Here is a 25,434-nt window from a genome sequence, read left to right as displayed (position 1 = left end):
ATGGACACCCTTCTCGATGCTGCTGCCCTCAAGGACCGGCTGGACGGCGCCGGCGGAACCGGCCAGCGCACAGTGCTCCTCGACGTTCGCTGGGCGCTCGGTGACCCCCACGGTCACGACCACTATCTGCGCGAACACATCCCTGGAGCTGCCTTCGTGGATCTCGCCACCGAACTCGCCGGACCCGCGGAACCGCGACGCGGAAGGCACCCGTTGCCGCCGCTGGAACAGTTCCAGAAGTCCGCGCGCCGCTGGGGCATCAACGACGCCGACGCCGTCGTAGCCTACGACGACAGCGGCAACATGGCCGCCGCCCGGCTGTGGTGGATGCTGCGCAACGCCGGCTTCCGGCAGGTTCACCTGCTCGACGGCGGCCTGGCCGCCTGGCGTGCCGCCGGGTTCGAACTTGCGGCCGGATCCGAACAGCCCGTACCGGGGAACGTCACCCTGTCCGCCGGCGCCATGCCCGCAATTGACGCAGGACAGGCCGCCACCTGGGGGCGGCGCGGCTTGCTTCTTGACGCCCGGGCGGCCGAACGCTACCGCGGGGAAATCGAACCCGTGGATCCCCGCGCCGGCCATATTCCGGGCGCCGTGAGCGCCCCCACCACAGGAAACCTGCAGGCTGACGGGCGCTTTCTGGCCCCGGCGGAGCTCCGGGAGCGGTTCGAGCGGCTCGGCTACAGGGCAGACGTTCCCACCGCCGTGTATTGCGGTTCCGGCGTGACAGCGGCCCATGAAATCGCCGCCCTTGAGATCGCCGGCTTTTCCGCTGCCTTGTACCCGGGATCGTTTTCGGAGTGGTGTCACGGAGCCGCCAACGATGTTGTCATTGGGCCGGAACCCTACGGCGGGGACGAGGCTTCACAGTAGGCGCCGGCAGGAGCAATGGTCAGGTCACGGGTAGCAGCAACGCCCCAAGCCCCTCGGGCAGTCTGTGATTTCTAGGCTGCGGCCGCTTCTTTGAGCCGGCTGTGTATCAGAGTTTTGGCCTGGTGACGGAGCTGGCGCCGACGGCGGGAGCCCGGCTGATCCGTGGCTGATCGGCGGAGCGGCGTTCCGGGCAGGGGTGGTGCTGTGGAGTGGTAGGTGTGGCCGGTGGGGGTGGTGAGTTCGATGGTGTGCCTGTGTCTGTCCCCGCTGCCGGAGGCCGATCCGGGATCGGCTGCGGGGCGGGCGGTCCAGCCGGGGGTTTCTTTGGTGTGGTTGCAGGCTTCGCAGAGTCCGGCGCCGTTGGTCTGGGTGGTTTGGCCGCCGTGGTGCCACGAGATGATGTGGTCCATGTGGCGGATCGGCGCGTCGCAGTAGGGCGTGCGGCAGGTGTCGTCGCGGGTCTGGATGAGGCGGCGGAGCCCGGGCGGGAAGATCCGGGCGCGGGAGTCCATCGCGACGAGCCCGCCGGTGCCGGGGTGGGTGTAGAGCCGGCGGACCCAGACGCCGAACGCGGTGTTATCCGCGATCCCGTCCGCGCCGCTTGGTTTAGAGGGACTGCCGGGTCCCGGGGAACCGCCGGCTATGCCACCGGGGCTTGTGCCCGGGTCGGGCGCGCCGCCGCCGGGTTCGGGGGGACCGCTGGTTGACTCGCCGGGTTCCCCTGGACCATGTTGTCCGGGTGAACCGACGCCGAATGTGCTGTCGTTAGCCGCTGTGCCGTTGATCAGGCTGCGGGCCCAGCCGGCCGGGACGGTGCCGTAGCCGGGGAGCCGGGCCGGTTCGGCGTCGGCCTGGAAGAGGGTGCGGTCGGTCATGACGAGCTGGATTTCGACCCCGGTGATCCCGCCGGGGGTGCCGGTGCTGCGTTCGACCAGGGTGTCGGCCATCAGCTGCCCGCGGCCCCGCTGGTCCCCGCTGTTCCTGAGGGTGTCGGCGTGCCGGGTCAGGGCGGTGTAGACGCCGACGCCGGCGGTGACCGGGAGCAGGGCGGTCAGATAGCACATGGTGTCCGGGGCCGGGCGGAGGCTGACGTGCCGCTCGGTGGCGGCGTGCGCGGCGCGTTCGGTCACGGAGCGCGGGTCGAGCCGGTACGCGGCGGCCCGTGCCCGGCCGGTCAGGGACCGGTCACCCACCCCGTCGAACGTGCCGGTGTCCGCGGCGAGGTCCGCGTCGACTACAGCCCGGTCCGCGGCGGCCAGGCAGGCGGTTTCGCGCACGATCAGGGTGGCGCGCCATTCGTTGAGCTGTCCGGTCTGCAGCGCGGCGAGGGTGTGCGGCATTTCGGTGACCAGGGCTTTGGCCAGGCCCAGGAGCCGGCCGCCCCTGGCCGGGGATTCGCGCCGGGCGAGGGCGACCTGCGCGCCGACCCCGGCGCCGAGTTTCTCGGCCGGGATCCCGGCGGCGGTCTGCTCGTGGCGTTGGAGCAGGTCGAAGGCGACTGCGTGCCGGGCCTGCCGGGCTGCCATGGCGGACTTCAGGTCCTCCAGGTCCCGGATCTCGTCGATCAGTGCGGCGGCGCTGTCCGGAGCCGGGAGGAAGGCCAGGATCCGGGCCAGTGCAGCGACCGTCACAGAACTTGCCGGTGCCGAGTCTGCCGGAACCACTTCGGGCCCCTGATTGCCGTCCATGAATCAAGTGTCCCTGCGGGCTATGACATTTATGGTCCGCCGGAGCCGTTCCACCGCTTCGAAAGCCATCGGCGACCTTCCCGGTCCGAAAGTCACTCCCGAAACGCTGCCCAGGAAAACGTCGAGCTGAAGACGCGTCAGCAATGCGTCGATCGCAGAGCGCAACTCGTCAAGCTGTCGGTACTGTTCGATTATCCCGGCGCGATCCTCGGCCTGACGCACGTCCCGGAGCACGCGGGCGCAGAGTGCGAGCAAATCCTGGAGGTCGTCGTGACTGCGCCCTGCCACTGATGAAGCCACGTCKGGCCCCTGATTGCCGTCCATGTTTCAAGTGTCCTTTGGGGGTCTGACAAAATAGACCGGTCGCCAGTTGCGACGGCAGCCGCTCGCAGGGCGGCTGTAGAAGGCCTCCGGCGCACGTGGCCCACGGGGGGTGTCCCTATGCTTTGGTCAAGCGGCCTGGGCGGGTTTTTCCTCATAGAGGGTGCCGTGTTTGAGCATCGAGTAGATGACGTCGCAGCGGCGCCGGGCCAGGCAGATGACGGCGGCGTTGTGTTTCTTTCCCTGTGCACGTTTCTTTTGGTAGTAGGCCTTTGACGCCGGGTGGTGGCCGCTGGCGATCCAGGCGGATCTGAAGAGTGCGTTCTTGAGCTGTTTGTTCCCTGAACGTGCGGGGAACTCACCGCGGATTGAGGTTCCGGAGCGCCGTGTCACCGGGGCGATGCCGGCGTACGCGGCAAGGTGTCCGGCGGAGGTGAATGTGCCGGCATCCCCGATAGTCAGGAGTATGGTCGCTGCGGTCTTGATGCCGACTCCCGGCATGGACATCAAGACCTGGGAAAGAGGGAAGTCATCGAGCAGTTTTTCGACTTCTTCTGCGACGATGGCGCGTTGGTGTTTGAGTTCCTTGATCTGGGCGGCGACGCGGGGATGACCAGTTCGACGGCTTCGGTGCCGATCACGGTGACGGTCTGCTCGCCCAGTGCCGAAAAGACCGCCTCGATCAGGTTCACGGGGTCCTTGCGGCTGTGGTTCCTGGCCCAGCGCAGCACGTTGGATCGGCCCGCGGCACGCAGGCCGGTGGGTCCGGAGTACTTGATGAACAGCTCCAGCACCAGCGACCGGGTGAGCACGGTTCCCGGGAAGACACGCTCCAGGGCGGGGAAAATCTGCAGAAGCAGGGACCGCAGGCGGTTGATTGCCCTGGTGCACTCGTGGGTCAGGTCGGCGTCGAATCCGGAGAGCACCTTCAGCGCCGCGAGCACCTCGCTGTCCCGGTCAACGGCCCGCAGCGTGTGTGGCATCGCCCGGGCTGTCTCGGCGATGATGAACGCGTCCCGGGCGTCCGTCTTGGACTTGCCGGGATACAGATCGGCGGCTTTGCGCATCGCCAGGCCGGGCAGGTAAGCGACAGTGCAGCCACAGTCACGCGCCACGGCTATCGGGAGTGCCCCGATGGTGTTGGGCTGGTCCACGATCACCAGCACCCGGCCGTGCTGCTGCAGGCCGGTGAAAAGCTCGCGCAGCCGCGCCTCGTCCTGGGGCAGCGGCTTATCGAAGACCCGTTCACCAGCGGCATTCAACGCGGCGGCGTGATGCTCGGACTTGCCGACATCAAGTCGGCAGTAGACCTCGTATCCTTCGTCCATCCGGCGCTCCTTTGCACCACTACCTGGCCGCAGTCACGACACCCGATGCTGGCACCCACGTTACAAAGAGACCTGGCCCCCGCGGAAGGAGCCGGCCGTGTCCCTATCAGCAGTCAACGCGTGCCTCCGAACCCGGCGACAACACCCCCCCGGATCATCAATGACAGGGCGAGAAAGTCATACCGGGCCCAGCGACCAAATCCCCGGCCCTCGGGGACCCAATAAATGTAACGGGCGCTCGGCCCGCACCGAACACCCCGCACGCCAAAGTGGAATACATGCCGGGACCGGGGGTAGCGTCGAGACATGACTCCTGGACGCCCCGTACCGCCGCCCCTTGCCAAGCCGCTTCCCGATTTGACCACGGCCGCCACACACACGACGACGCCAGGTCCGCGGCTCGCCGCCGCCTACGGTGCCACCGCACCGGATAGCGGACTCGTTCCCCTGACCGTGTCCCGGCGCGCCCCCAAAGAGGACGACGTCGAGATCGCCGTCGAATTCTGCGGACTATGCCACTCGGACGTGCACGCCACCCGCGGCGAATGGGGCGGCGACACGTACCCTTTGATCCCGGGCCACGAGATCGTCGGCCGGGTCAGCCGGGTCGGTTCCGCCGTCGAGGACTTCACAGTGGGGGAGCGCGTGGGCGTGGGTTGCATGGTGGATTCCTGTCGCGAATGCGACAGCTGCCTGGACGGCCTGGAGCAGTACTGCGAAAACGGCCTGGTGGGAACATACGGGGCCAAGGATGCCCGCAACGACGGCGCCATCACCCAGGGCGGCTACGCCACGTCCATCGTGGTGGACCGCAACTACGTCCTGCGGGTCCCGGAGAGCCTGGATCCCGCCGCCGCGGCGCCCCTGCTGTGCGCCGGCATCACCACGTATTCGCCGCTAAGCCACTTCGAGGTCGAGGAAGGCGATGTGGTCGGCGTCGTCGGACTGGGCGGCCTCGGCCATATGGCCGTCAAGATTGCCAAGGCCATGGGTGCAGAGGTCAAGGTCTTTACGACGTCGGAGAACAAGTTCGCAGCAGCACGCGAGCTGGGCGCCGACGACGTCATCCTCTCCACGGACCCAGCCGCGATGGAGGCCGCGAACCGCAGCATCGACGTCATTATCGACACCGTCGCCGCCTCGCACGACCTCAACCCGTACTTCCGCACGCTGCGCCTGGACGGCGCGCTGTTCCAGCTGGGCCTGCCCGCGGAAGCGATGCCGCCCGTCAACCCCGGCGCGCTGATCCGACGCCGGATCGCCTATGCGGGTTCACTGATCGGCGGCATCGCCGAGACCCAGGAGATGCTGGACTTCTGTGCCGAGCACGGCGTGGTGTCCGACGTCGAGGTGGTCGGGGCAGACCAGCTCAACGAAGCCTACGACCGCATGGTGGCCGGCGACGTGAAGTACCGTTTTGTCCTGGACGCCAGCACCCTGGGGTCCCCGGCAGAAAAGGCGGACGCATGAGCACTCTCTTCACCAAAATCATCAATGGGGACATCCCGGGCCGCTTTGTCTGGCGCGAGGACGACGTCGTGGCGTTCCTGACCATGGGCCCGCTGGCCGACGGCCACACCCTCGTGGTGCCTACCGAGGAAGTGGACCGCTGGACGGACGCCTCGCCTGAGGTCCTTAGCCGGGTCATGGAAGTTGCCCGCAAGATCGGCGCAGTCCAGGTGGACGTGTTCGACGCCGCCCGGGCAGGGCTGATCGTGGCCGGCTACGAAATCAACCACATGCACGTCCACGTGTGGCCCTCCAACTCGATGGCTGACTTTGATTTCGGCTCGGCGGACCAGCACCCGGATCCGGCCAGGCTGGACGCCAACGCGGAGAAGCTCCGCGAAGGCCTCCGCACGGCCGGCCACGCCGAGCACGTTCCGGCCGCCTGACCTACGCCGGCGCCAGTACCTTGTTAAGCGCCGCCCGGATGCGCTTCTCGGACACCGAATAGGCGGTCCCGAGTTCGACGGCGAAGAGGCTCACCCGCAGTTCTTCGATCATCCAGCGCACGTGAGTTAACTCCGCACCGGCCCGCCGTCCGGGCAGCAGGGCGGAGACGGCGTCGTCGTAGTCGTCCTCGAGCGCCTGGACCGCAGCCATGTGCTGGGCGTCCCGCTGGACGTTGCCCGGCAGCTTCTCGAGGCGTTTTTCGATCGCAGTGAGGTAGCGGGGCAGCTGGCTGAGCTGGGCGTAGCCCGTGCGTGCCACGAAACCCGGATACACCAGCTGCTCGAGCTGGCTCTTGACGTCGTTGAGCGCACTGATGAGGGCCAGGCTCGTGGTGCCTTTGAGCTGCTTTTCGATCCGTCGCGTGCTCGCCAGGATGCGTTCGACGACGGCGGTGACCGTGAAGACTGTGTCGATCAGCTCCGCCCGGACACTCTCGTACAACGCCTTGAACGATGCCTCGTCCCACGGCAGCCCGGCCGGCGTGAGTTTGTCGATGGCGGCCAGGGCGCAGTCAGCGATCAGCGCCGTCACGGAACCGTGGGGGTTCTGGCTGAACGTCAGTTTCTCGGTGTTGTTCAGGTGCTCCAGGACGTAGCGGTCCGGCGGCGGCACTCTCAGGGCCAGCAGCCTGATGACACCGCCGCGCATGGCTTCCTGCTGTTCCGACGGCGTCTGGAACAGCCGCAGCGCCACGGAAGTTCCCTCGTCCACCAGGGCCGGGAAGCCGGTGACGGTGTGCCCGCCAACGCTGCCCTGGACCTGGCGCTGGACGGTTCCGAAGGTCCAGTCCTTGAGCCCGGACATTTCCGTGAACCCGCCCGGGGCCGCGGCCGTGGCAGCCGCCAGGGCGGCCGACGGCGACGAACCGGCCCGTGACGCCCGGGTGTCCTTCCCGTTCGCGCCGGCCGTCCCCTTAGCCGTGCCATTTCCTTTAGGTTGAGGTGCCGTGGTGCCCGGTGTGGCACCGAGGGATTCCGCGATGGCCCTGCGGGTGGCAGGGGCCAGCCGCTCCTGCAGCGCGTTGAGGTCCTTGCCCTCATCCAGCAATTTGCCGCGGGAATCCACCACCCGGAAGCTGACCCGCAAATGCGCAGGCACGGCGTCCCAGTTCCAGGACCCCGGCGGGATGACCTGTCCGCGGATCCGGCGCAGCACCAGTTCCAGCGACGGTTCGAGCTCGTCCGTGGCGGGATCGAAGTCCGCCTCCAGCGCCGCGACGGCCTGCCGGGCCACATCCGGTGCGGGAACGAAGTTCTTGCGGACTTGCTTGGGCAGCGACTTGATGAGCGCCGTCACGAGTTCCACGCGCTGCCCGGGGATCAGCCAGCGGAACGCGGCGTCGTCGAGCTGGTTCAGGAACAGTACGGGGACCTCGGCGGTGACGCCGTCGGAGGGATTCGGCGGCGAACCGGGCGCCACCGGGTGGAACTCGTAGCTCAGCGGCAGCTCGAAGCCCTTGTGCAGCAGGGTCTTGGGGTAGGCGGAGTCATCCAGGGCCGCGGCGTCCTCGCTGATCAGCAGGGACTGGTCGAAGTCGAGCAGCGTGGGATCCTGCTGCCGTGCGTCCTTCCACCACTTGTCGAAGTGCCGCTCCGAGACGACCTCCCCGCCGATCCGGGCGTCGTAGAACTCGAACAGCGTCTCGTCGTCCACCAGGATGTCCCGGCGCCGCATCCGGGCCTCGAGCTCCTCGACTTCGTGCAGCAGAGCGCGGTTGCGGTGGAAGAACTTGTGGTGGGTCTGCCAGTCACCTTCAACCAGGGCATGGCGGATGAAGAGCTCACGGCAGAGCTCGGGATCCACCTTGCCGTAGTTGATGCGACGGCTCGGGATGATGGGCACGCCGTAAAGGGTGACCTTTTCGTGGGCCATCACTGCGCCCATCTTCTTGGACCAGTGCGGTTCGCTGTAGCTGCGCTTGACCAGGTCAGGGGCCACCTGCTCGGCCCAGAGCGGATCGAACTTGGCCGCGACGCGTGCCCAGAGCCGGCTCGTCTCCACGAGTTCGGCGGCCATCACGAACGTGGGCGACTTCTTGAACAATGCCGAACCCGGGAAGATCGCGAAGCGGCTGCCGCGGGCACCGGCGTACTCGCGCTTGCGCTCGTCGAGGATGCCGACGTGGCTCAGCAGCCCCGAGAGCAGGCTGATGTGGATGCCGTCGTGGTTGCCCACCGGATCGGCAAGGCGCTTGTTGTCCAGGCTGATGCCCAGCGGGCGGGCCAACTGGCGGAGCTGGGCGAACAGGTCCTGCCACTCCCTGACCCGCAGGTAGTTGATGAACTCGCCGCGGCAGAGCCGGCGGAACGCCGTGGAGGACAGTTCCTGCTGTTTCTCCTGCAGGTAGTTCCACAGGTTCAGGTAGCCGGTGAAGTCGGAGTTCTCGTCCCGGAAACGCGCGTGCTTCTCCGCGGCGAGCTGCTGCTTGTCCGTCGGGCGCTCGCGAGGGTCCTGGATGGTCAGCGCGGCGGCCAGGATCATGACTTCCCGGACGCAGCCCCGCTTTCCGGACTCCACGATCATCCGGCCGAGCCTCGGGTCCACCGGCAGCTGGGCCAGCTGCTGGCCGACGGCGGTGAGTCCGCCGCCGTTTCTTCCGGCCGCGCCCGCCGGCCGGCGGCCGGGGCGGCCGTCGCCGTCGTCCGCTGGCTCCTGGGTGCGGGCGGCGCTAAGGGCGCCAAGTTCGCGCAGGAGGCTGACGCCGTCGTTGATGGCGCGCGAATCCGGCGGCTCGACGAAGGGGAAGTTCTCCACATCCTTCGGTCCGCGGGCCACGCCCATGGCGGTCATCTGCAGGATGACGGCCGCGAGGTTGGTGCGCAGGATCTCCGGGTCCGTGAACAGCGGCCGCGACCCGAAGTCCTCCTCGGAGTACAGCCGGATCGCGATGCCGTCCGAGACACGGCCGCAGCGGCCAGAGCGCTGGTTGGCCGAGGCCTGGGAGACGCGTTCGATCGGCAGGCGCTGGACCTTGGTCCGGTGCGAGTAGCGCGAGATCCGCGCCGTGCCTGTGTCGATGACGTACTTGATGCCGGGGACCGTCAGCGACGTCTCGGCGACGTTGGTGGCCAGCACGATCCGGCGTTTGCCGCCGGGGTGGAAGACCTTGTGCTGCTCCTGCAGGCTCAGCCGTGCGAAGAGGGGAAGGACCTCGGTGCCGGCCAGGCGCCGGTTGGACTGGATGCGGGCGTTGAGGGCCTCCGCCGCGTCGCGGATTTCGCGCTCGCCGGAGAAGAAAATCAGGACGTCGCCCGGCGCCTCCTCTGCGAGTTCGTCGACGGCGTCACACACGGCATCGAGCGGGTCGCGGTCCTCCTCGAGTTCGTCGTCCGAGGCTGCGCCTTCTCCATCATCGGCGCCGGCGCCGCCGGCGGGCTGGGACAGCGGGCGGTAGCGGATTTCCACCGGGAAGGTCCGGCCCGACACCTCAATGATGGGGGAGGGCTCTTCCTCGGTGCCGAAGTGCTTGGCGAAGCGCTCCGGATCGATCGTGGCCGAGGTGATGATGATCTTCAGGTCCGGGCGCTGCGGCAGGATCCGCTTGAGGTAGCCGAGGATGAAGTCGATGTTGAGGCTGCGTTCGTGGGCCTCGTCGATGATGATGGCGTTGTATTTGCGCAGCAGCCTGTCGCGCTGGATTTCGGCCAGCAGGATGCCGTCGGTCATGAGCTTGACCTTGGTGGACCGGCTGACCTCGCCGGTGAAGCGGACCTGGAAGCCCACTTCCTGGCCGACCTCGACGCCGAGTTCCTCCGCGATGCGCTCGGCCACCGTGCGGGCCGCGAGCCGGCGGGGCTGGGTGTGGCCGATCAGTCCGGTCTCGCCCAAGCCGAGCTCCAGGCACATCTTGGGGATCTGGGTGGTCTTACCCGAGCCGGTCTCACCGGCGATGATGGTCACCTGGTTGGCCGCGATGGCGGCCATCAGATCTTCGCGGCGCTCGGATACCGGCAGCTCGGCGGGGTAGGAAATATGCAATGTCATGGCTGGAGACAGTCTACTGGGGCGGACTGTCAGCTGGGGTGGCGACGGCGGTTGTCCGGTCCTGCTGCCCAGTCCCGCTGCTCAGTCCCGATGCTTCGGGGCGCATGTTGAGGGCCCGGCTGGATGAGCCGGGCCCGTGGTGTGCGCGGAGACTTAGAAGATCCGCATGGTGTAGTTGACGCTCGGCAGGTCCCGGGCCATCCAATACTCTTCCGAGCGGACGGGCGGGGTGTGGCCGAGGCCGTCCTTCCGGAGGGCGGAGATGGTGGCTGCGAGGCCGACAATGATCAGGACGATGAGGGCGATTCCGAGGAGTTCCATACCTCCATGGTTCTCCGGTCCACGACCTAAAAAAAGTGGCAGAAATGCCCAAAAAGCTATAATTTCTGCCACACTGGAAGCATGATCAAATCAGTGGCAATGATCGTGGTTCCCAACTTCTCGATCTTCGAGTTCGCGACGGCCTTTGAGGTCTTCGGCATAGACCGTTCGGACCGCGGAAACGGCGTGCCCGCCTTCGATTTTCGCGTCTGTGCTCCGGAGCCGGGCGACGTCCCGCTCAAGTCCGGCCTGTCCATGCACGTCGGTCTGGGGCTGGAAGCGGCAGCTGACGCAGACCTGGTGGTGATGGCGCCGTACGGCCGGGATGAGGACGTTCCCGAATCCGTCCTGGAGGCCCTGCGGGCCGCCCATGCCCGCGGTGCCTGGGTGATGTCCATTTGTTCGGGGGCCTTCGCCCTGGCTAGGGCCGGCCTGCTCGATGGCCGCCGCTGCACCACCCACTGGCATTACTCCCAGGAACTGGCCAGCCGATACCCCGCTGTTCTGGTGGATGAAAACGTCCTCTACGTCGAAGACGGCCGGGTCATCACGAGTGCCGGCACGGCCGCCGGGATCGATGCCTGCCTGCACCTGGTCCGCGTTGAGTTCGGCGCCAAGGTGGCCGCCGCCATCGCCCGGGACATGGTGGTCCCGCCGCACCGGGACGGCGGCCAGGCCCAGTACATCGACCGACCCATTCCCCAGTGCGGATCGGAGCCCATGGAGCAGCTGCTGCAGTGGATGGTCCGGCACCTGGACGAGGAACACGCAGTCAACGAACTGGCGGCCAGGGTCCATATGTCGCCGCGGACGTTTGCGCGGCGCTTCCGCGCGGAAACGGGGGCCACCCCGGCGGCCTGGCTCAATTCCCAGCGGGTGCTGCGGGCGCAGGAACTGCTGGAGAGTACGGAACTCAATATCGACGAGATCGCGAGGGAATCCGGCTTCGGACATTCGGTCCTGTTGCGCCACCACTTTGCCAAGGCGCTGGACACCAGCCCGCAGTCCTACCGGCGCACGTTCCGGGGACACCTGGCCACGGCATAAAGAGCGGCGGCGTGACGGGCCCCGACTAGCCAAAGTCCGCTAGCCAAAGCCCGGCGGCGCCGACTCCTCGGCCGCGGATCGCGCGCATTCGACGAGGTCGCGCCACGGACCCGTCAGCGCACGCTCGGGCAGGACTGCCCGGTGTTGATCGGCCCGGATGCTGTACATGAACCGGTCCGGCTGGCCGGTTGTGCCGCTGATTCCGGCAACGTCGTCCCAGGGGCAGGCCTCGATCAGAGGCTGCCACCGGTCTGTGTCCTCCGGCGGCTCGGGCCGGACGGTCCACGTCCTTTTCATTCCGGCCACGCCGCCACTGCGCTGGACAGTTATCTTCATCGGACTCGGATCTCAATCGGACTCGATCTGCGGGGGGCTTGGCTTATCGCCGGGCTCCCGGGAACTTTACTTTCACAGTTTCCCACGCGGAGCGCACGGCGTCATGTTCCTTGGAATCCTCCCCGAAGAGTTCCCTGGCAGAGGCGGCAGTGGCCTTGGCGAAAGCGCCGAACGTGGCGGTGGGGGACAGTGTGCCGCCCGTCAGCGTCTCGTACCAGATCTGTGCCGGTGCGTCCCAGGCATTGCCGCCGAGGGCCGTGGCAACCAGGCAGAACGCACGGTTGGGGATTCCGGAGTTGATGTGCACGCCGCCGTTGTCCGCGCTCGTGCGCACGTAGCCGTCCATCGAGTCCGGCTGCGGGTCCTTGCCGAGCACGTCGTCGTCGTAAGCCGTTCCAGGAGCCTTCATGGAGCGCAAGGCGGCCCCCTGGACTTGGTCCGTGAAGAGGCCTTCGCCGATCAGCCAGCTGGCCTCCGCCGTCGACTGCTTCCGGACATACTGCTCAACGAGAGCACCGAAGACATCGGACATCGACTCGTTCAGGGCGCCGGCCTGGTTGCGGTAGACCAGCCCGGCGGAGTACTGGGTGACGCCGTGGGTGAGCTCGTGGCCGATGACGCTCAGGGATTTCGTGAACCGCTCGAAGACCTGGCCGTCACCGTCGCCGAATACCATTTGCTGTCCGTCCCAGAACGCGTTGTCGTACAGGCGGCCATAGTGGACCGTGGCATCGAGGCGGAGACCTTTGCCGTCGATCGAATTCCGGCCGAAAGCTTCCGCGTAGAGGCGGTGGGTGTGCCCCAGCCCGTCGTAAGCCTCATCGGCGGCGGGATCGCCCGTGGGCGGTTCGCCTTCTTTGCGGACCACGCTGCCGGGCAACTGCTCGGCGGACTTGGCGTCGTAGACCGTCCGTTCCGGCGCGGACGGCTTGAGCTCCCGTATCCCCGGAAGCCTGCCGGGCCCGGGCACTGCGCGGGAGGCCTGGAAGCTCGGGACGTGTTGCAGGGCTTCCTTCGCCCCGCGGGCGGCCTGGGAGAGCTCCGGCTTTTGCTGCGCGGCCAGCCGGCGGAGCATATAGGGCGGAACGATGGAACAGTACTGCGTTGGAAAGATCACGTGAGACCCCCTTCATGCTTCGGGCGGGCAGGGTAGCCCGCTACCGATGAAAACAGCCTACGAGGGGGCACCGACAATCGGCAGGGGCAAAGCCGCTGGTTTTCCGCGTTCTTTCGGCTGGATTCAGTGCACAAAAAAACCCCGCCGTTTCAGTGAAACAGCGGGGTTTGCTGGCAAAGCCAGTATTTTGTGCCCTCAATAGGATTCGAACCTACGACCTTCTGCTCCGGAGGCAGTATGAAAAACGCTGTCAACGTTGAGAAGCAGGTCCATTGAGTGACACAAAAGTGACATCGGGTAAAACTGTCACTGCCAATCCATGTCCCGCAATAGGTCATTCAGCCGGCTGGCGCTGTCGTGGAGATCGTCGTCGAAGAGGCCAGCATAAGTGTCGAGGGTCAGCGTGGCGGAAGCGTGGCCAGCTATCCGCTGGACCACCTTGACGTTGGCACCCGCGCTGATGGCCAGGGATACGGCGGTATGCCGTAAATCGTGGAACGTGGGGGATGGGAAGTTAGGGTCGCCGGCTGCGGCCCGTTCAATAGCGGGCTTATAGAGGTTCTTGGTGAAGTTGCCATTTCGCAGGACCATACCGCGCGGGCTCTGAAAAACCGGCGCGGTTGAGGGCTTGCCGTCGACGGCGTTTCTCAGCTGATCAGCTAGCAGTCGGGGGATGGGGACCTGTCGGTCCTCGCCGCCCTAGACGATATGAAGTGTGGTGGGCCGGTCCTGACGTAGGACTGGAACCTCGGGTTCAAAGAGGTTCGTGGGTTGCCGGTCCGGGGGCCTGTTCCGCAGTCTCGTGCGGGGTGTGGACTGGTAGAGCCACATTTGAACGTCTGGAGGTTCCAGCCATGAATAACCGTACCTACGTCGGTTTGGATGTCCATGCGCGCAGTGTGAAGGGCTGCGCCATTGACCGCGAAACCGGCGAGATTCTGCGCCAGAGTCTTGCGGCGAACGACGCCGGGATCGCCGATTGGGTGTCAGGGTTGCCGGGCCCGATCCTGGTTGTCTACGAAGCCGGTCCGACGGGATTCGGATTGGCGAGGCTTCTGACATCAGCGGAGATCGAGTGCGTGGTCGCGGCGCCGTCCAAGCTCCAGCGACCGTCCGGGGACCGGGTGAAAACTGACGCCCGAGATGCCGAACATCTCGCCCGGCTGGCCCTGCTGGGCCAGATAACCCCGGTCCGCGTCCCGGGACCCTCACAGGAGGCCGCCCGGGATCTGGTGCGGGCCCGCGAGGACGTGCGGGCTGATCTGATGCGGGCCAGACACCGCGTCTCGAAGTTGTTGCTGCGTCACGGCCTGGTCTACTCCGGCGGCCAGGCCTGGACCGACGCCCACCACACCTGGCTGCACCGGCAACACTTCGACGACCCTGCGCTGCAGGCCGCGTACGAGGCCAGCCTGGAAACGGCGGAGCTGACGCTGGACCGCAGAAACCGGCTGGACTCAAAGATCATCGCCATGGCGGCAACCGGGCCGTATGCACCGGTCGTTCAGGCCCTGATGTGTCTGCGCGGTATCTCGGTGCTGACCGCGTTCGGCCTCGCGGTGGAAATCGGCGACTGGAACCGCTTCACCGGCTCCACCATCGGCGCGTATCTCGGCCTTGTCCCCTCCGAGCATTCCTCGGGCGCCTCCCGGTCCCAAGGCGCGATCACCAAGACCGGGAACACCCATGCCCGGCGCTTGCTGGTCGAGGCCGCCTGGCACCACCGCCGGCCCTACACCCGCCCCAGCCGTGAGATGCGCACCCGGTGGGAAGCAGCCGACGAGGCCTCCCGGGTCCGAGGCCATCAAGGCAACCACCGGCTGCACCGGAAATGGGAGCAATTCGACGCCCGGCACAAACGCCGGGTCATCGCTAACGTCGCCATCGCCCGCGAACTGGCCGGCTGGTGCTGGTCCCTGGCAGCCCCGGTCCAACAGGAACATCCATGGACGGATGAATAGACGTGCCGTTCCCCCCGCCGACTCCGATGGCTTGGCAGCGTGGAGAAGACCCGCGAAACACCTATGGACAACCGACAAACACCGGTGACGCCCGACATTGCTAGACCCGCGGCACCCCTCCAGCCGAACACCTCGTCCTGCGGTAACCAACCCGCGCATATCAGTCTGACAGCGCCGTCGATCACGACGCGCCAGCCCACCGGATGAGGCCACGAACGGATACGAAAGAGCGGTCCAAGACACGAGAGCCTTGGACCGCTCACCCTTGCCCTCTTGACAAGGAACACCTACATATCAGGTCGCGCCGAGGATCAGCTTGCCTGAGACTTCGCTGTAGGCCTGCGTAACGGCCAGCATAGGCTTGTCGCCGAGCCGCACGTTGGCCACCTCCAGCGCAGTCACTTCACCCCAACGAAGCCCGCATGTGCCCGCCAGCATGACCATGAGTCCGCTGTTCCCTGCCTCACGAGCAACCGCGGTTAGCTGCTTCATGGTCAGGTAAGTATGGCGCTTGACCGGGCGGGCGTCCGGTATGTAGTCCGCGCGACCAGTGGGGTCCTTCGCGGGGTTACCCGCGAGGAGACGCTTCCTGACTGCGTAACCCATGATGCGGCCAAAGACCTTGCTCACGAGTTCCCGCGTTCGGGCCCCGGCGGGCTTGCCGTCCATGCCCTTGAGCGTCGTGATCCAGTCGCTAGTTGCGTCATAGGTGACGTTTGATATGCGAGTCACGCCCCATCGCGGCTCAAGGGACTGCCCCGGCTTTTGTTGACTCGGGGTCTTAGGCCGCTAAGAGCGCGGTCTGGTTGATTGTTTCATATTCGATCGGCGTGAGTTTTCCTAGCCGTCTTTGCCGTCGCCGGCGGTGGTACGTCCTTTCGATCCAGGTGGTGATCGCCAGGCGGAGCTCCGGGCTATGCCCCGACCCGCATTAAAGTCACCGCCCCCAAGCCCCTGACACCGCGTGACCCGGATCAGACCAAAGCCCCGGCCATCAGCGGCTCAGCAACCGTGAAACATACACTGACCGTCTCCGCCGGCGTCTGGACCCGCTATGACATGAGGGTGGTGAAGGAGTCCCGCCAGTGGCTGCGCGACGGCGCCCCGATCGCCGGGGCGACCGGCCGCGACTACACCCTTGTGGGCGCAGACTTCGGCAAGAAAATATCCGTCAGGGTCACCTCCACGCTGGAGGGCACGATCCTGAAGACCCAGACGACCGACGCTTCGGCGAAGGTGGCCGCTGCGACCCTGAGTTCGGCCACGCCGACGATTGCCGGTACCGTACAGGCCGGGAATTTCCTGACCGTGAAGCGGGGCACCTGGAGCTGGGGCACTGCCTTCACGTACCGCTGGCTGCGCAACGGCGTCCCGATCTCCGGAGCCACGGAGTCGACCTACAAGGTCCGGACCGCCGACAAGGGCACCAAACTCACCGTCCGGGTCACCGGTTCCCGGCTCGGCTACACGACCGTCTCTCGGACCAGCGGGGCGCTTACCGCCCGCTGACCCATGCCGCTGACGCTTGGGATGCCTCCTACGGATGAACCGAACCCCGGATCACCTGTTGCTCAGTCTTATGCGTCCTCCGGGGCAGGCAAGAACAAATAGCCCTGCCGTGCAGGACCCCGGACCACAACGGTTCCGGGCCCGGAAGCACAACGACCACTTCGACAAGGTGGACGAGTTCTTGGTCGGCGCTGGAGGCCCATCAGGGGCCCTGTTCTGCTTTCTCTTGACGCCGCGAAGAGTGTCCTGGGTCTGAAGGGCATGGAAGCCCGCGCCGTTGATTTAGCGCCGACTACCACTCAGTCCTGGCTACTGCGGCCGACCGCACTTCCGCAGCGTCATCGGAGTCCTGGACAGGGAAGCCTACGCTGACGCCGAGGCACGTGTTGACCTAAGCCAGCCAAAAAACTCCTGTTCGAGTGTGACCTCTCCCTGATGCGGGCTTCTCGGGGTGCGGTTTACGCCGTGTCCCGCAGGACCAGTCCGGCCCTGGGTATGTTGACCGCCGCATTGATGTCGGCGTCGTCCCGATGCCCGCACGAAAGGCAATGGAAATGCTTGCCGTTCCGGTTGGCCGCCTCCCGGTGCCCGCAAGCACTGCAGGTCGGGGAAGTGTAGGCGGGGTTGACTTGGATGAACTCCCGCCCGGCGCTTTCAGCCTTGGCGCGTATCAAATCCAGGAACTGTCTCCAGCCTGCATCGCGTATGGGCCGGTTGAGTCCGGTCTTTGCGCTCCCTCCATTGGGTTCGTAGCCCCCGACCCCGTCAGGCCGAGGTGCGGCCAGGCGGGTCATGCCAGCGGTGTTGAGATCTTCCGCGCGGGCCGGATCGAATTACGGCGGCGGGGTTACCCCCACCCGTTGCACTCGGGTCAAGTCGGTGCGGTCCCGCGGAACTGATCTGTGTCCGAGAAACGCTGTCAGACCTAGGGGCTACGCTGACGAAGCCATGACGAAACGACTAAGTATAAGCTTGACCACCGCCGCGCCGGAACTCGTAGGGCAGTTCCATGAGAGCCTAAACGGGCAGGTTTCATTCGACCAGCTGTCACCTGGAATGCATATGAAAGTGTGGTGGAAGTGTGAGCGTGGCCATGTCTGGGAGGCCGCGGTCTATAGCCAGGTTGCCGGCATTGGGTGTCCATTTTGCGGGCAGCGAAAGGTGGGCTACGGCAATGATCTCGCCACGTGCGTGCCGGAGGTGGCGATGGAATGGCACCCAACGAAGAACTTGCCGCTGACGCCTGACCAAGTGTTGCCCCAATCTAATCGGCGAGTTTGGTGGTTGGGTCTTTGCGGACATGAGTGGGAGTCCATAATTTCCAACAGGACGAAGGACTTTCGTCCGGGCGGCCCGTACTGCGCGAACCAACGAGTCGGATATGGCAATGACCTTGCGAGCCGTCACCCGGAAATCGCCGCCGAATGGCACCCCACGAAAAATCGCGACCTCCTGCCGCACCAAGTGACTGATGGCGCCCCGGCATAACGCTTGGTGGCTCTGCAACAATGGGCATGAATGGCAGGCCATGGTTTTCAAGCGAACCGCAGGGAGTTCGTGTGGAAAGTGCCTGCTAGTTGGCCTCTCGGAGCTGGAGATCGGCACATATGCCGAGATCCAGCATGTTCTCGGCAGTCACTACAGCCAGATAGCCAATGATGTTAGCCTCAAGCTTTCGAACGGGCGGCGACTGCGCATCGACGTGGTTGTCGACGCTTCGCCATCGAGTTCGACGGCTCGTATTGGCATGCCGAGAAGGAACCCCGCGACCGGGAAAAGACCAGACTCCTGGAGAGCGAGGGGCATACGGTTGTCCGCGTACGTGAGTATCCGCTAACGCCCCTCGGCCCCTCCGATGTGGTGGTTCGACGTGCACCCTCGGCTTTGGAGGTGGCGTCGGTGGGGCACTTGGCCGACATGGGCTTGCTGACTTCCGACGCCACGAAGGTTGTGCGGGAATACATAAAAGCCGCGGTTGCTGGGGGAGAGGACTACGCCGCCCAGATTATCGCCGTGCGAAGGCTTGGCGACTATGGTGCCCGGTCCTTGGCCGTGCGTTTCCCACTGGTAGCTCTGGAATGGCATCCAACCCTCAACCACAAGACACCTCGGCAGATGACCGGGGCCTCCGGGCAAAAGGTGAGGTGGCTTTGCCCTGTGGGCCACGAGTACGCTGCCATGATTGACCAGCGGACTGGAAGAGGAACCGGCTGCGGGTATTGCTCGGGTCGCTATCCCACGCGCGAGACGTCCCTTGCTGTGCTTCGCCCTGAACTGGCAAGACAACTTCACCCGACACTGAATGGAGAGGTGACTGCCGAAGTGCTGTTGCCTCACACGGGCAAGGTGGTGTGGTGGCTCTGCAGCAGCGGCCACGTCACGCAGGATTCAGTGGCCGATCGGGCAAAGGGCATGGTTTGCCAGCAGTGCCCGAACGCGCGACGCACAGTGACACCCGGGGACGGCGAGAACTGGGCTTTCGACGCATTCTCAAAAACGATCGTTTGTTGAGTGCCAACATGACGGCCAGCCGTGGTGCTGCTGTCCCCGGGTGTGACTGTTAACTTCGTTTGGCGGTTAATTCACAGTTCAAAATGGCGGTTCGTGCTGCGTTTAGGTGTCCCCGGAGCGGGCACAAAGTCGGGCTAATGCAGCTGATGCTTGGCCTTCCTCCCGAAGATCGGATCTGAATAAGGCCATAAGTACCGAGGGAGCGAGTACCCGCTACTCGTGACAGAGAGAGCAACCGTGTCCTATGATGCAGGCGCCGGAAAGATCCGGCGCCTGAAGCGGCCAGTCTCACCGCGCCTGGCTTCACAGCCCCAATAAACACYGGTGACACATTTTCCGGGGAGAGACCATGAAGAAAACCCTGCTCGCGTTGGCCACAGCAATCGCACTGATGTTCGCCGCCCCGATGGCCGCAACAGCCGCCACAGCGATCAACAGCAGCAACAATAGCAACAATAGCAATAACAGCAGCAACAACAGCAACAAGAACAAAAACGACAACAAGAACAAAAACAACAAGAACAAGAAGGCCCCGGCCCCGGTCTGCCAGCCCGGCACGCCGCCACCTTCCAACCAGTACCCGGGCGTACCCGTGGTGGCAACCAGTTTCGAATCCCGAACGCTGGAGGGGTTTATTGCCAGCACGTCGGGGACCGGGACGGCCTCTGTCACTTCCGACCAGCACCATTCAGGGGGCTGCGCGGCCTTCCTGCACGTCACGGATGACTCAGGCTCGGTGGCCAAGATGTCAGCAACCCTGCCGGCGGGCTCCTCGGGCGCCTACGCCGACGGCTGGTTCAATATCAAGACGGCGGGCAACGTAGGAAACAACGTCCCGTATTTCCGGTTCTTCAATGGTGGCATCCGTGTGGCCGATGTTTTCCGCGACAACGGCAACGGCCAACTGTGGCTGCGCGTAGCGTCCCCTTCGGGCACTTACGGATACACCAACCTTGGACTGGCGGTACAGCTCGGCTCCTGGCACAAGGTGGTGATGCGCGTGGTGGCCAACGGTGCCGCCTCCACCGTTGAGGTCTGGTTCGACGCCAGCCTCCTCTACTCCAGCCACCAGGTCAGCACAGGGTTCACGACGCTGACCCGGGTGCAGCTGGGGGCGGAGCACCCCCGGCAGGTGGGCGACAGCTATGTCGACGATGTCATTATCAAAGCTTCATAACGCCGCTGCCATACGCGGACTGGCTACTGGCGCATGTGATTGAGATCCCGCCCGGCAGAAGCTCGAATCTGATCAGCTGGAAGGGACGTTCTGCAGCAGGGTGGAGGAAGCCGAACTCGAGGTCGATGTGCTCGTCTTTGAGGATGGCGCCCGCGATGACGGCGATCTGGCTGTCATCATGTTCCAGGTAGTCTCCTCGCACTGTGCCATATTCGACCGTTGTCATTTTCAGGAGTCGTCTGCACCAGTTCATGGGACAGGACGGGGCGAGTTCAGAGGACTGTTGACATCGGGATGCCAGAGGTCCGTGCACCGTCATGCATTTTTTCAACAGTCGTCTGCACCAAAGGTCGAGCTACGGGACTGCAACTGCTTCAGGGTTCGTCGCCGGGACCCAGCGGTACAGTGTGGGCACCGAGACCCCGAGGCTGGCGGCAACTTCCTTTGGCGGCGTTCCCTGGCTGAGGAGCTTCCGAGCTGAGCGGATCTTGGCTTCAGTCATTACACGTTTGCGTCCGCCGACCCGGCCCTGTTCGCGCGCTGCCTGTAGGCCTGCCTGGGTGCGTTCGACCATGAGCTCGCGTTCCATCTGCGCCAGGGAGGCCATCACGTTGAAGAAGAAGCGGCCCGAGGCGGTGGTAGTGTCGATCGAATCGGTGAGGCTGACAAAGCCAATGCCGCGCTCGTTCAGGCCTCCGGCGAAATCCAGGAGGCCCTTCACGCTGCGGCCAAGACGGTCCAGCTTCCACACGATGAGAGTATCTCCCTCACGGAGTGCTTCCTGGGCCGCTTGGGAGACCTGGGCGGCCGGCCTTGGTACCGCTCATTGTGTCCTCAAAGATGCGGTCACATCCTGCACCTTTTAAGGCAGCCAACTGCAGATCAAGGTTCTGGTCGCGCGTGGACACTCTGGCGTTGCCGATACGGTGTGCAGCCATATGGGTTTCTCTTCTCAAAACTCGATGCGGACTCCTGGCTCGACCGTACAGTTCCGAGAACTATTTATGAGAACCGCCCGGCGGGGCGGGGCTTCTCATCACAATGGCGGTTTCCCGCCGAACTGCGCGGCCTTCGGGTCCCTGGCCGCAAGCGCCGCCATTCTCGATTTAAGGTGTTCTTGAAATCCTTCGTTTCCGAGAAGGTCGCTGGCATTCCCATGGCCGGCGTTCGTGGGGACTGCGGTTTCATTCGAAGCGTGTAGCCGTCATTGGGGTATTGCCCCGGATGAGACCGAATGTCGCGGTGACCGCTCCGAGGGCCAGGAGCAGGCTGAGGCCCAGAGCCGTGAAGTAATCGGGGGCCGGCCAGGTCATCTGGTAGGTGTCGTCAATGAAGGTAACCATCAGCCAGGCCACGAGGAATCCGAGGCCGACTGAGAGCAGCAGCACGGTCAGGAGCGGGACTGCTGCTTCACGGGTGATGATGCGGCGCAGGACGGAAACCGGCATCCCCATCAGTCGCATCAGACCCAGAACTCTCTTACGGTCCAGAACGGCGGAGGCGGTGGCGACGGCAAGGGACAGGCCGGCGATTGCGATCGCGACAAACATTCCGCGGCATGTGGGGGCTACCCCGGTTGACGGACATACGCCCTTTGACGGGTGCCGGACTCAGTTTCCTGGCGGCGGCTGAAAGGAAACACGCGGTGCCGCCGTGTCTTCCTCGCACATCGTTGCTGGGGGTCCCTCAAGCTCCAGCAGGCGCCGCCTGCAGACGATGCCGCGGAATGGGAATCTCACTGCTGATGATCCGCGGTGTCGCGACTCGCTCCCTTCGTGCCCGGCGATCCAGATTGGCCCGGGGAGTCTGGACATTCGGGCACAAGTTGTGGTTCTCCGCTGGCGTTGGGCCACGCAACAGTCCGGAGGTGACATAAAAGTAACACCTAGCCGGGGAAGCGGTGGGAATCGGGGGGCATGAATCATCCGTCATGTCAAGCTGATCAGCAAAAACCCCGCCACTTCCGTGAAATGACGGGGTTTTCTTTTTGTGCCCTCGATAGGATTCGAACCTACGACCTTCTGCTCCGGAGGCAGACGCTCTATCCCCTGAGCTACGAGGGCATCCAGGGTTCCTGCCGTTACCGGTGGGACGTCCTAGAGCTTAGCAGGAAGGTGGCCCTCAACGGAAAATCGGCACACATTTGTGGAGTCTGGTGGAACCAAACGCGTCTTAAGTAGGCTTCAAATGCGTGATAAATCCCGCGAATTGGCCGGTCCGCTCAGTAGCCGGCGAAGAAATCCACATGGACCCGGCGGGCGCCCGCGCCACGTGCCGCGGCCCGCAGCGAACGCACGCTGGCGGGCGAGCCGGAGACGAAGACATCCCGGCCCCCGATGTCGGGGACCAGCTCCTTGAGGGCCGCCGCGTCAATCCTCCTGGCGCCTGCATCCTCCATGTTGGCCGGCGGCACCGAACCGTCGGCAAGACGGGCCAGGATGCGCGCCCCGGAGCGCTGCAGCTCCTCGGCGTAGCCCAGCTCGGCGGCACTCTTGGCCAGGTACAGCAGGACAACGTCGCGGTCCCCGGTGGGGCTCCCGGCTGATTTCCCGGACGGGGCCCCGGCTGACGCCGCAGTCAGTTGGGCAATATAGGGGGTGATGCCGATTCCGGCCGCGATGAGCAGCACGGGGGCGGCCGGGTCCCGGGGCAGGACGAAGTCGCCGTTTATCGTGGTCGCGGTGAGCTCGTCGCCCGGTTCAAGGGCCAGCAGCGAGCGCTTGGCTGACGACACCGGCTCCGCCGTCCCCACCCCGATCGTCAGCAGGGATGCGCCGGGCGCGCTGGTCAGGCTGAACACGCGCCGGATTCCCTTCCCATCACCCTTGGCATCACGTTTGCGGGTGCGGTTGCCGCCGGCCGTGTCTGGAGGCAGGTGCAGCTCCAGGGACTGGCCGGGAATGAAGCGCACCGGGCGCTCCGGGCGGAAGCTGAATTCCGTCGTCGTGGGCGTCAGCGGACGGCTGGCGACGAACCGCAGCCGGACCCCGCCGCGCTGTCCAACGGCGAAGGCGAGCACGTTGCCCACCAGCAGCGCCAGCTCGGGGGAGTTGGCCACAAAGCCCAGGTTGTAGGGGACCGCGAACAGCACCCCGACGACGGCGGCCAGCGCCAGTTGCTGCCAGCGCCGCGGGGGCAAGGTGAGCGGTTCGGTGAGCATGAACCCGACGAAGAACAGCACCGGGCGCTGCGCGATCGGCTGCCACAGGGCCTCGGGAAGCTCCATCCCGGCCCGGAGCAGGTCCGCGGCCACGATGGACACGGCGACCACGGTGAAAACGGCAGCCATGGCAAACTTCCGGGTCCGGTACAGCACCAGCAGCACCCCCGGCAGCACAAGCCAGAGCATTGCCGGCGTCGCCGCCCACCAGGTGGCAATATTGAGCCCGGTCAGCCCGGCGAGGAATGCGCCGGCCGCCGCGGGATTGAAGATGTGCCGGCCGCGCCAGGCCAGCGCATACTTCGAGGCCGAGGCCAGGACACAGGCCAGGGCGACGCCGGCGAGCTCAGCCAGCTGGAGCCCCTGTGTCAGCTGGCTGGGCCAGAAAAGGAAGTACAGCAGCAACCCGGTGATGAGCGAGGATTCCGTGTGCGGCCGCACGTGGAACAGTGCGGCGATGCCCTGGTTGGAGGCGTACGTCAAGCCGAGGCACAGGACAAGGTGGGCCAGCATTTCCGGCAACCCGAACGTCAGCCAGCCCAGCACGTTGAGCAGCAGACTGTAGCCGGCCAGGACGGCCAGGACCCAGAGCACCAGCCGGTACATCGTGAGCCGGCCCAAAGCGGTGTCCAGCCTCGAGCCGAGGGCAGTGGTGGTGATGGCAGTCATGAAAACAGGGCCCCTTCAAAATCGGATGAAAATTCCGCGTGCCCGTCCGAGTAGGCGGTGAGCCAGGCGAAATCGAACTCCTGCTCCAGCCTCGGACCGTCGACAAAGAACAAAGCGGTGGCGAGCGCATCGGCCACCATCGCGGTCCCGGCCATGGCCCAGCTGGCGACGACAGTCCGCACCGGCGCTCCGGTTAAGCCATCGAGCACGTGATGGAACCCGTCGCCCCAGGCCCGCCGGTTGGCGGCGGAAGCGCAGAGGGCGCCGGCCCCGAGCTGGACGGTGCCGATTGCCTGGGTTGGATCGTAGGGATGCTCGAGGGCAACCATCACCGGATCCGGCCCCGGATTCAGCAGGTCTCCGCTGGCATCGATGAAGTGCTCGGCCAAGCCATCGTCCCGGAGTTCGGCGGAGAGCAGGTCGGCCAGCTGCCCCTTTCCGGCCGCGCCGACGTCGATCACAACCGGGGCCGTGGTTGTCAGCGCGGGGCCCTGCCAGTCCAGCACATCCTCCCAGCGCGGCGCGGGAAGCGGAGTACCGCCCGGGCGCAGGCTGTAGTTGGCGTCGTAGCCCAGGCGCTCGAGGCTGCCGCCGATGAGCGGGGTCATTGCACCCCCGGTGAGCCGGTACAGCGTGCCATACAGTTCGGCCAGGGCGGCTGATTCGGCGGGCAGCTCAATGCGGCCAGGCGTTCGGGCGGCGTCAGCAATGAGGGAGTCGGGCCGGAACCGGGACCACGCGGCGTCGTACCTCTCCACCGTGGCGAGCAGCCCACGGCGGTGTTTTCCGGAGAGCCGGGAGGGCGTGGAAATCTCCCAGCGGGTCCCGATCCCGTCAAAGCTGAAGTGCGACCAGCCCGGATGCGGCACGTCCGGCCTACTGGGCCTGGGCCTGTGTCTTGATATCCGCCACGGCCCGGTTGAAGCCGCCGCTGGTCAGCGAGGATCCGGCCACTTTGGAAACCTTGAGCTCGTCAAGCTTCTTGCCCACCACCTGGGCCTGGATGCCGCTCGCGAACTCGCCCTGGAATTTGCGGGTGTTCGGATTCGACGGGTGCGGCGTGATCTTCACGTCGGACACGGCTCCGCCGGCCAGCGTCAGTTCCACGCCGACGGTCTCAGTGCCGTTGGGGGAGGTGTAGTTGCCGTCGGCACTGTACCTGCCGTCCTTGTAGGAGCCGGTGCCGGCAGCGGACTCGGACGCCGGGGGCGCGCCCTGTGCGGCCGGCGCCTGCGCAGCCGGGGCGCAGCCAGCCGCAGTTCCGGCCACGGAGAGGCCGGCAATGCCGACGAGGACGCTTTTGCGGAAGGCGGTATTCATGCGGGACTCGATTCTTTGCGGGGATCGGACAGCGAACAAGGTGGAGGCACTGACAGGGTTGAAGACGTTGATTTCAGGGTAACGGTTCACCCTCGGTGCGAGGCATTGAAGACCTTGGGTTTTCCCGGAGCCTTACCCCAACCGTCATGCCGGGCC

Annotated in this window: 24 protein-coding genes, 1 tRNA gene and 3 pseudogenes; 10 read left to right on the top strand and 18 right to left on the bottom strand. The window is 65.6% G+C overall.

Annotated elements, in window-relative coordinates; translation table 11 throughout:
* Entirely contained in the window at positions 1–873 is an 873-nt protein-coding gene (locus AC1DR1_RS04080) for a sulfurtransferase (protein ID WP_476966382.1), read from the top strand.
* A 71-nt stretch (positions 874–944) separates the two neighbouring features.
* On the opposite strand, the gene AC1DR1_RS04075 is transcribed toward AC1DR1_RS04080, so the two are convergent.
* Both AC1DR1_RS04075 and AC1DR1_RS04070 read right to left on the bottom strand, forming a co-directional pair.
* Positions 945–2,561 carry an HNH endonuclease gene (locus AC1DR1_RS04075; RefSeq protein ID WP_476992220.1) on the bottom strand — a complete coding sequence of 539 codons (1,617 nt, stop codon included), beginning with the start codon at positions 2,559–2,561 and terminating at the stop codon, positions 945–947.
* Positions 2,562–3,011: 450 nt separating this feature from the next.
* Positions 3,012–4,210: pseudogene (locus AC1DR1_RS04070) on the bottom strand (IS110 family RNA-guided transposase).
* Positions 4,211–4,516: 306 nt separating this feature from the next.
* On the opposite strand from AC1DR1_RS04070, the gene AC1DR1_RS04065 reads away from it, so the two are divergent.
* On the top strand, positions 4,517–5,680 hold the full coding sequence (locus AC1DR1_RS04065; protein WP_229995550.1) for an NAD(P)-dependent alcohol dehydrogenase: 1,164 nt from the start codon (positions 4,517–4,519) through the stop codon (positions 5,678–5,680).
* Entirely contained in the window at positions 5,677–6,105 is a 429-nt protein-coding gene (locus AC1DR1_RS04060; RefSeq protein WP_229995549.1) for an HIT family protein, read from the top strand. The genes AC1DR1_RS04065 and AC1DR1_RS04060 overlap by 4 nt, the downstream gene beginning before the upstream one ends.
* Before the next feature lies 1 nt (position 6,106).
* On the opposite strand, the gene hrpA is transcribed toward AC1DR1_RS04060, so the two are convergent.
* Positions 6,107–10,150 carry an ATP-dependent RNA helicase HrpA gene (gene hrpA, locus AC1DR1_RS04055; protein WP_476992219.1) on the bottom strand — a complete coding sequence of 1,348 codons (4,044 nt, stop codon included), beginning with the start codon at positions 10,148–10,150 and terminating at the stop codon, positions 6,107–6,109.
* Between the two features lie 153 nt (positions 10,151–10,303).
* A complete protein-coding gene (locus AC1DR1_RS04050; RefSeq protein WP_476992218.1) occupies positions 10,304–10,471 on the bottom strand; it encodes a hypothetical protein in 168 nt (55 codons plus the stop codon).
* Between the two features lie 81 nt (positions 10,472–10,552).
* On the opposite strand from AC1DR1_RS04050, the gene AC1DR1_RS04045 reads away from it, so the two are divergent.
* The gene (locus AC1DR1_RS04045) at positions 10,553–11,518 is read left to right on the top strand and encodes a GlxA family transcriptional regulator (RefSeq protein ID WP_229995546.1); all 966 of its coding nucleotides are present in this window, start codon (positions 10,553–10,555) and stop codon (positions 11,516–11,518) included.
* Between the two features lie 39 nt (positions 11,519–11,557).
* On the opposite strand, the gene AC1DR1_RS04040 is transcribed toward AC1DR1_RS04045, so the two are convergent.
* The 3 genes and pseudogenes from AC1DR1_RS04040 to AC1DR1_RS04030 all read right to left on the bottom strand — a co-directional run.
* On the bottom strand, positions 11,558–11,854 hold the full coding sequence (locus AC1DR1_RS04040; RefSeq protein WP_229995545.1) for a protealysin inhibitor emfourin: 297 nt from the start codon (positions 11,852–11,854) through the stop codon (positions 11,558–11,560).
* Positions 11,855–11,897: 43 nt separating this feature from the next.
* Positions 11,898–12,929, bottom strand: coding sequence for a M4 family metallopeptidase (locus AC1DR1_RS04035; RefSeq protein ID WP_476992248.1), 1,032 nt, complete (start codon positions 12,927–12,929; stop codon positions 11,898–11,900).
* Between the two features lie 348 nt (positions 12,930–13,277).
* A pseudogene (locus tag AC1DR1_RS04030) lies at positions 13,278–13,649 on the bottom strand (tyrosine-type recombinase/integrase); the annotation flags it as partial.
* 176 nt (positions 13,650–13,825) lie between these two features.
* On the opposite strand from AC1DR1_RS04030, the gene AC1DR1_RS04025 reads away from it, so the two are divergent.
* Positions 13,826–14,932, top strand: coding sequence for an IS110 family RNA-guided transposase (locus AC1DR1_RS04025; RefSeq protein ID WP_476992217.1), 1,107 nt, complete (start codon positions 13,826–13,828; stop codon positions 14,930–14,932).
* Positions 14,933–15,226: 294 nt separating this feature from the next.
* On the opposite strand, the gene AC1DR1_RS04020 is transcribed toward AC1DR1_RS04025, so the two are convergent.
* Together AC1DR1_RS04020 and AC1DR1_RS04015 are read right to left on the bottom strand one after the other, a co-directional pair.
* A complete protein-coding gene (locus AC1DR1_RS04020; protein ID WP_476992216.1) occupies positions 15,227–15,664 on the bottom strand; it encodes a hypothetical protein in 438 nt (145 codons plus the stop codon).
* 49 nt (positions 15,665–15,713) lie between these two features.
* A pseudogene (locus tag AC1DR1_RS04015) lies at positions 15,714–15,842 on the bottom strand (IS3 family transposase); the annotation flags it as partial.
* Positions 15,843–15,943: 101 nt separating this feature from the next.
* Here AC1DR1_RS04015 and AC1DR1_RS04010 point away from each other — a divergent pair.
* Positions 15,944–16,441 (top strand): hypothetical protein, encoded by a 498-nt coding sequence (locus AC1DR1_RS04010; protein ID WP_476992215.1) that lies wholly within the window; start codon positions 15,944–15,946, stop codon positions 16,439–16,441.
* A gap of 458 nt (positions 16,442–16,899) precedes the next feature.
* Here the strand turns inward: AC1DR1_RS04010 and AC1DR1_RS04005 are convergent, their stop codons facing one another.
* Positions 16,900–17,235, bottom strand: a complete 336-nt coding sequence (locus AC1DR1_RS04005) for a transposase (protein WP_356815837.1) — start codon at positions 17,233–17,235, stop codon at positions 16,900–16,902.
* On the opposite strand from AC1DR1_RS04005, the gene AC1DR1_RS04000 reads away from it, so the two are divergent.
* The 4 genes from AC1DR1_RS04000 to AC1DR1_RS03985 all read left to right on the top strand — a co-directional run bounded on the left by AC1DR1_RS04000 (position 17,234) and on the right by AC1DR1_RS03985 (position 20,129).
* Positions 17,234–17,929 carry a zinc-ribbon domain-containing protein gene (locus AC1DR1_RS04000; protein WP_476992214.1) on the top strand — a complete coding sequence of 232 codons (696 nt, stop codon included), beginning with the start codon at positions 17,234–17,236 and terminating at the stop codon, positions 17,927–17,929. The genes AC1DR1_RS04005 and AC1DR1_RS04000 overlap by 2 nt on opposite strands.
* Positions 17,913–18,278: a zinc-ribbon domain-containing protein gene (locus tag AC1DR1_RS03995; RefSeq protein ID WP_356815833.1), complete on the top strand. Its 366-nt coding sequence runs from the start codon at positions 17,913–17,915 to the stop codon at positions 18,276–18,278. The genes AC1DR1_RS04000 and AC1DR1_RS03995 overlap by 17 nt, the downstream gene beginning before the upstream one ends.
* 80 nt (positions 18,279–18,358) lie before the next feature.
* Entirely contained in the window at positions 18,359–18,952 is a 594-nt protein-coding gene (locus AC1DR1_RS03990) for a zinc-ribbon domain-containing protein (RefSeq protein ID WP_356815839.1), read from the top strand.
* A 349-nt stretch (positions 18,953–19,301) separates the two neighbouring features.
* Complete coding sequence (locus tag AC1DR1_RS03985; protein WP_476992213.1) at positions 19,302–20,129, top strand: hypothetical protein; 828 nt, start codon at positions 19,302–19,304, stop codon at positions 20,127–20,129.
* On the opposite strand, the gene AC1DR1_RS03980 is transcribed toward AC1DR1_RS03985, so the two are convergent.
* The 8 genes from AC1DR1_RS03980 to AC1DR1_RS03945 all read right to left on the bottom strand — a co-directional run bounded on the left by AC1DR1_RS03980 (position 20,116) and on the right by AC1DR1_RS03945 (position 25,278).
* Complete coding sequence (locus AC1DR1_RS03980) at positions 20,116–20,355, bottom strand: hypothetical protein (protein WP_229995598.1); 240 nt, start codon at positions 20,353–20,355, stop codon at positions 20,116–20,118. The two genes, AC1DR1_RS03985 and AC1DR1_RS03980, sit on opposite strands and share 14 nt — an antisense overlap.
* A 129-nt stretch (positions 20,356–20,484) precedes the next feature.
* A complete protein-coding gene (locus AC1DR1_RS03975; protein ID WP_476992212.1) occupies positions 20,485–20,880 on the bottom strand; it encodes a recombinase family protein in 396 nt (131 codons plus the stop codon).
* Positions 20,881–20,896: 16 nt separating this feature from the next.
* Positions 20,897–21,067: a recombinase family protein gene (locus AC1DR1_RS03970; RefSeq protein WP_476992211.1), complete on the bottom strand. Its 171-nt coding sequence runs from the start codon at positions 21,065–21,067 to the stop codon at positions 20,897–20,899.
* 246 nt (positions 21,068–21,313) lie between these two features.
* On the bottom strand, positions 21,314–21,679 hold the full coding sequence (locus AC1DR1_RS03965) for an FtsX-like permease family protein (RefSeq protein WP_229995596.1): 366 nt from the start codon (positions 21,677–21,679) through the stop codon (positions 21,314–21,316).
* Positions 21,680–22,119: 440 nt separating this feature from the next.
* A tRNA-Arg gene (locus AC1DR1_RS03960) sits at positions 22,120–22,192 on the bottom strand.
* A 158-nt stretch (positions 22,193–22,350) separates the two neighbouring features.
* Positions 22,351–23,958, bottom strand: coding sequence for an FAD-dependent oxidoreductase (locus AC1DR1_RS03955; protein WP_476992210.1), 1,608 nt, complete (start codon positions 23,956–23,958; stop codon positions 22,351–22,353).
* Positions 23,955–24,827, bottom strand: coding sequence for an FAD:protein FMN transferase (locus AC1DR1_RS03950; RefSeq protein WP_476992209.1), 873 nt, complete (start codon positions 24,825–24,827; stop codon positions 23,955–23,957). The genes AC1DR1_RS03955 and AC1DR1_RS03950 overlap by 4 nt, the downstream gene beginning before the upstream one ends.
* A gap of 7 nt (positions 24,828–24,834) precedes the next feature.
* Positions 24,835–25,278 carry an FMN-binding protein gene (locus AC1DR1_RS03945; RefSeq protein ID WP_476992208.1) on the bottom strand — a complete coding sequence of 148 codons (444 nt, stop codon included), beginning with the start codon at positions 25,276–25,278 and terminating at the stop codon, positions 24,835–24,837.
* Positions 25,279–25,434: the final 156 nt, after the last annotated feature.

It is taken from the genome of Arthrobacter sp. P4_F10, from assembly GCF_056401435.1.
This window is presented reverse-complemented; position numbering and strand designations above follow the sequence as displayed.

What these genes read in the sequence shown, in the direction of transcription:
- AC1DR1_RS04080 (WP_476966382.1), top strand. Translation starts at nt 1, where the DNA reads ATGGACACCCTTCTCGATGCTGCTGCCCTCAAGGACCGGCTGGACGGC.
- AC1DR1_RS04075 (WP_476992220.1), bottom strand. Translation starts at nt 2,561, where the DNA reads ATGGACGGCAATCAGGGGCCCGAAGTGGTTCCGGCAGACTCGGCACCG.
- AC1DR1_RS04065 (WP_229995550.1), top strand. Translation starts at nt 4,517, where the DNA reads ATGACTCCTGGACGCCCCGTACCGCCGCCCCTTGCCAAGCCGCTTCCC.
- AC1DR1_RS04060 (WP_229995549.1), top strand. Translation starts at nt 5,677, where the DNA reads ATGAGCACTCTCTTCACCAAAATCATCAATGGGGACATCCCGGGCCGC.
- hrpA (WP_476992219.1), bottom strand. Translation starts at nt 10,150, where the DNA reads ATGACATTGCATATTTCCTACCCCGCCGAGCTGCCGGTATCCGAGCGC.
- AC1DR1_RS04050 (WP_476992218.1), bottom strand. Translation starts at nt 10,471, where the DNA reads ATGGAACTCCTCGGAATCGCCCTCATCGTCCTGATCATTGTCGGCCTC.
- AC1DR1_RS04045 (WP_229995546.1), top strand. Translation starts at nt 10,553, where the DNA reads ATGATCAAATCAGTGGCAATGATCGTGGTTCCCAACTTCTCGATCTTC.
- AC1DR1_RS04040 (WP_229995545.1), bottom strand. Translation starts at nt 11,854, where the DNA reads ATGAAGATAACTGTCCAGCGCAGTGGCGGCGTGGCCGGAATGAAAAGG.
- AC1DR1_RS04035 (WP_476992248.1), bottom strand. Translation starts at nt 12,929, where the DNA reads ATGCTCCGCCGGCTGGCCGCGCAGCAAAAGCCGGAGCTCTCCCAGGCC.
- AC1DR1_RS04025 (WP_476992217.1), top strand. Translation starts at nt 13,826, where the DNA reads ATGAATAACCGTACCTACGTCGGTTTGGATGTCCATGCGCGCAGTGTG.
- AC1DR1_RS04000 (WP_476992214.1), top strand. Translation starts at nt 17,234, where the DNA reads ATGCCAGCGGTGTTGAGATCTTCCGCGCGGGCCGGATCGAATTACGGC.
- AC1DR1_RS04005 (WP_356815837.1), bottom strand. Translation starts at nt 17,235, where the DNA reads ATGACCCGCCTGGCCGCACCTCGGCCTGACGGGGTCGGGGGCTACGAA.
- AC1DR1_RS03995 (WP_356815833.1), top strand. Translation starts at nt 17,913, where the DNA reads ATGGCGCCCCGGCATAACGCTTGGTGGCTCTGCAACAATGGGCATGAA.
- AC1DR1_RS03990 (WP_356815839.1), top strand. Translation starts at nt 18,359, where the DNA reads ATGGGCTTGCTGACTTCCGACGCCACGAAGGTTGTGCGGGAATACATA.
- AC1DR1_RS03985 (WP_476992213.1), top strand. Translation starts at nt 19,302, where the DNA reads ATGAAGAAAACCCTGCTCGCGTTGGCCACAGCAATCGCACTGATGTTC.
- AC1DR1_RS03980 (WP_229995598.1), bottom strand. Translation starts at nt 20,355, where the DNA reads ATGACAACGGTCGAATATGGCACAGTGCGAGGAGACTACCTGGAACAT.
- AC1DR1_RS03970 (WP_476992211.1), bottom strand. Translation starts at nt 21,067, where the DNA reads ATGGCTGCACACCGTATCGGCAACGCCAGAGTGTCCACGCGCGACCAG.
- AC1DR1_RS03965 (WP_229995596.1), bottom strand. Translation starts at nt 21,679, where the DNA reads ATGTTTGTCGCGATCGCAATCGCCGGCCTGTCCCTTGCCGTCGCCACC.
- AC1DR1_RS03955 (WP_476992210.1), bottom strand. Translation starts at nt 23,958, where the DNA reads ATGACTGCCATCACCACCACTGCCCTCGGCTCGAGGCTGGACACCGCT.
- AC1DR1_RS03945 (WP_476992208.1), bottom strand. Translation starts at nt 25,278, where the DNA reads ATGAATACCGCCTTCCGCAAAAGCGTCCTCGTCGGCATTGCCGGCCTC.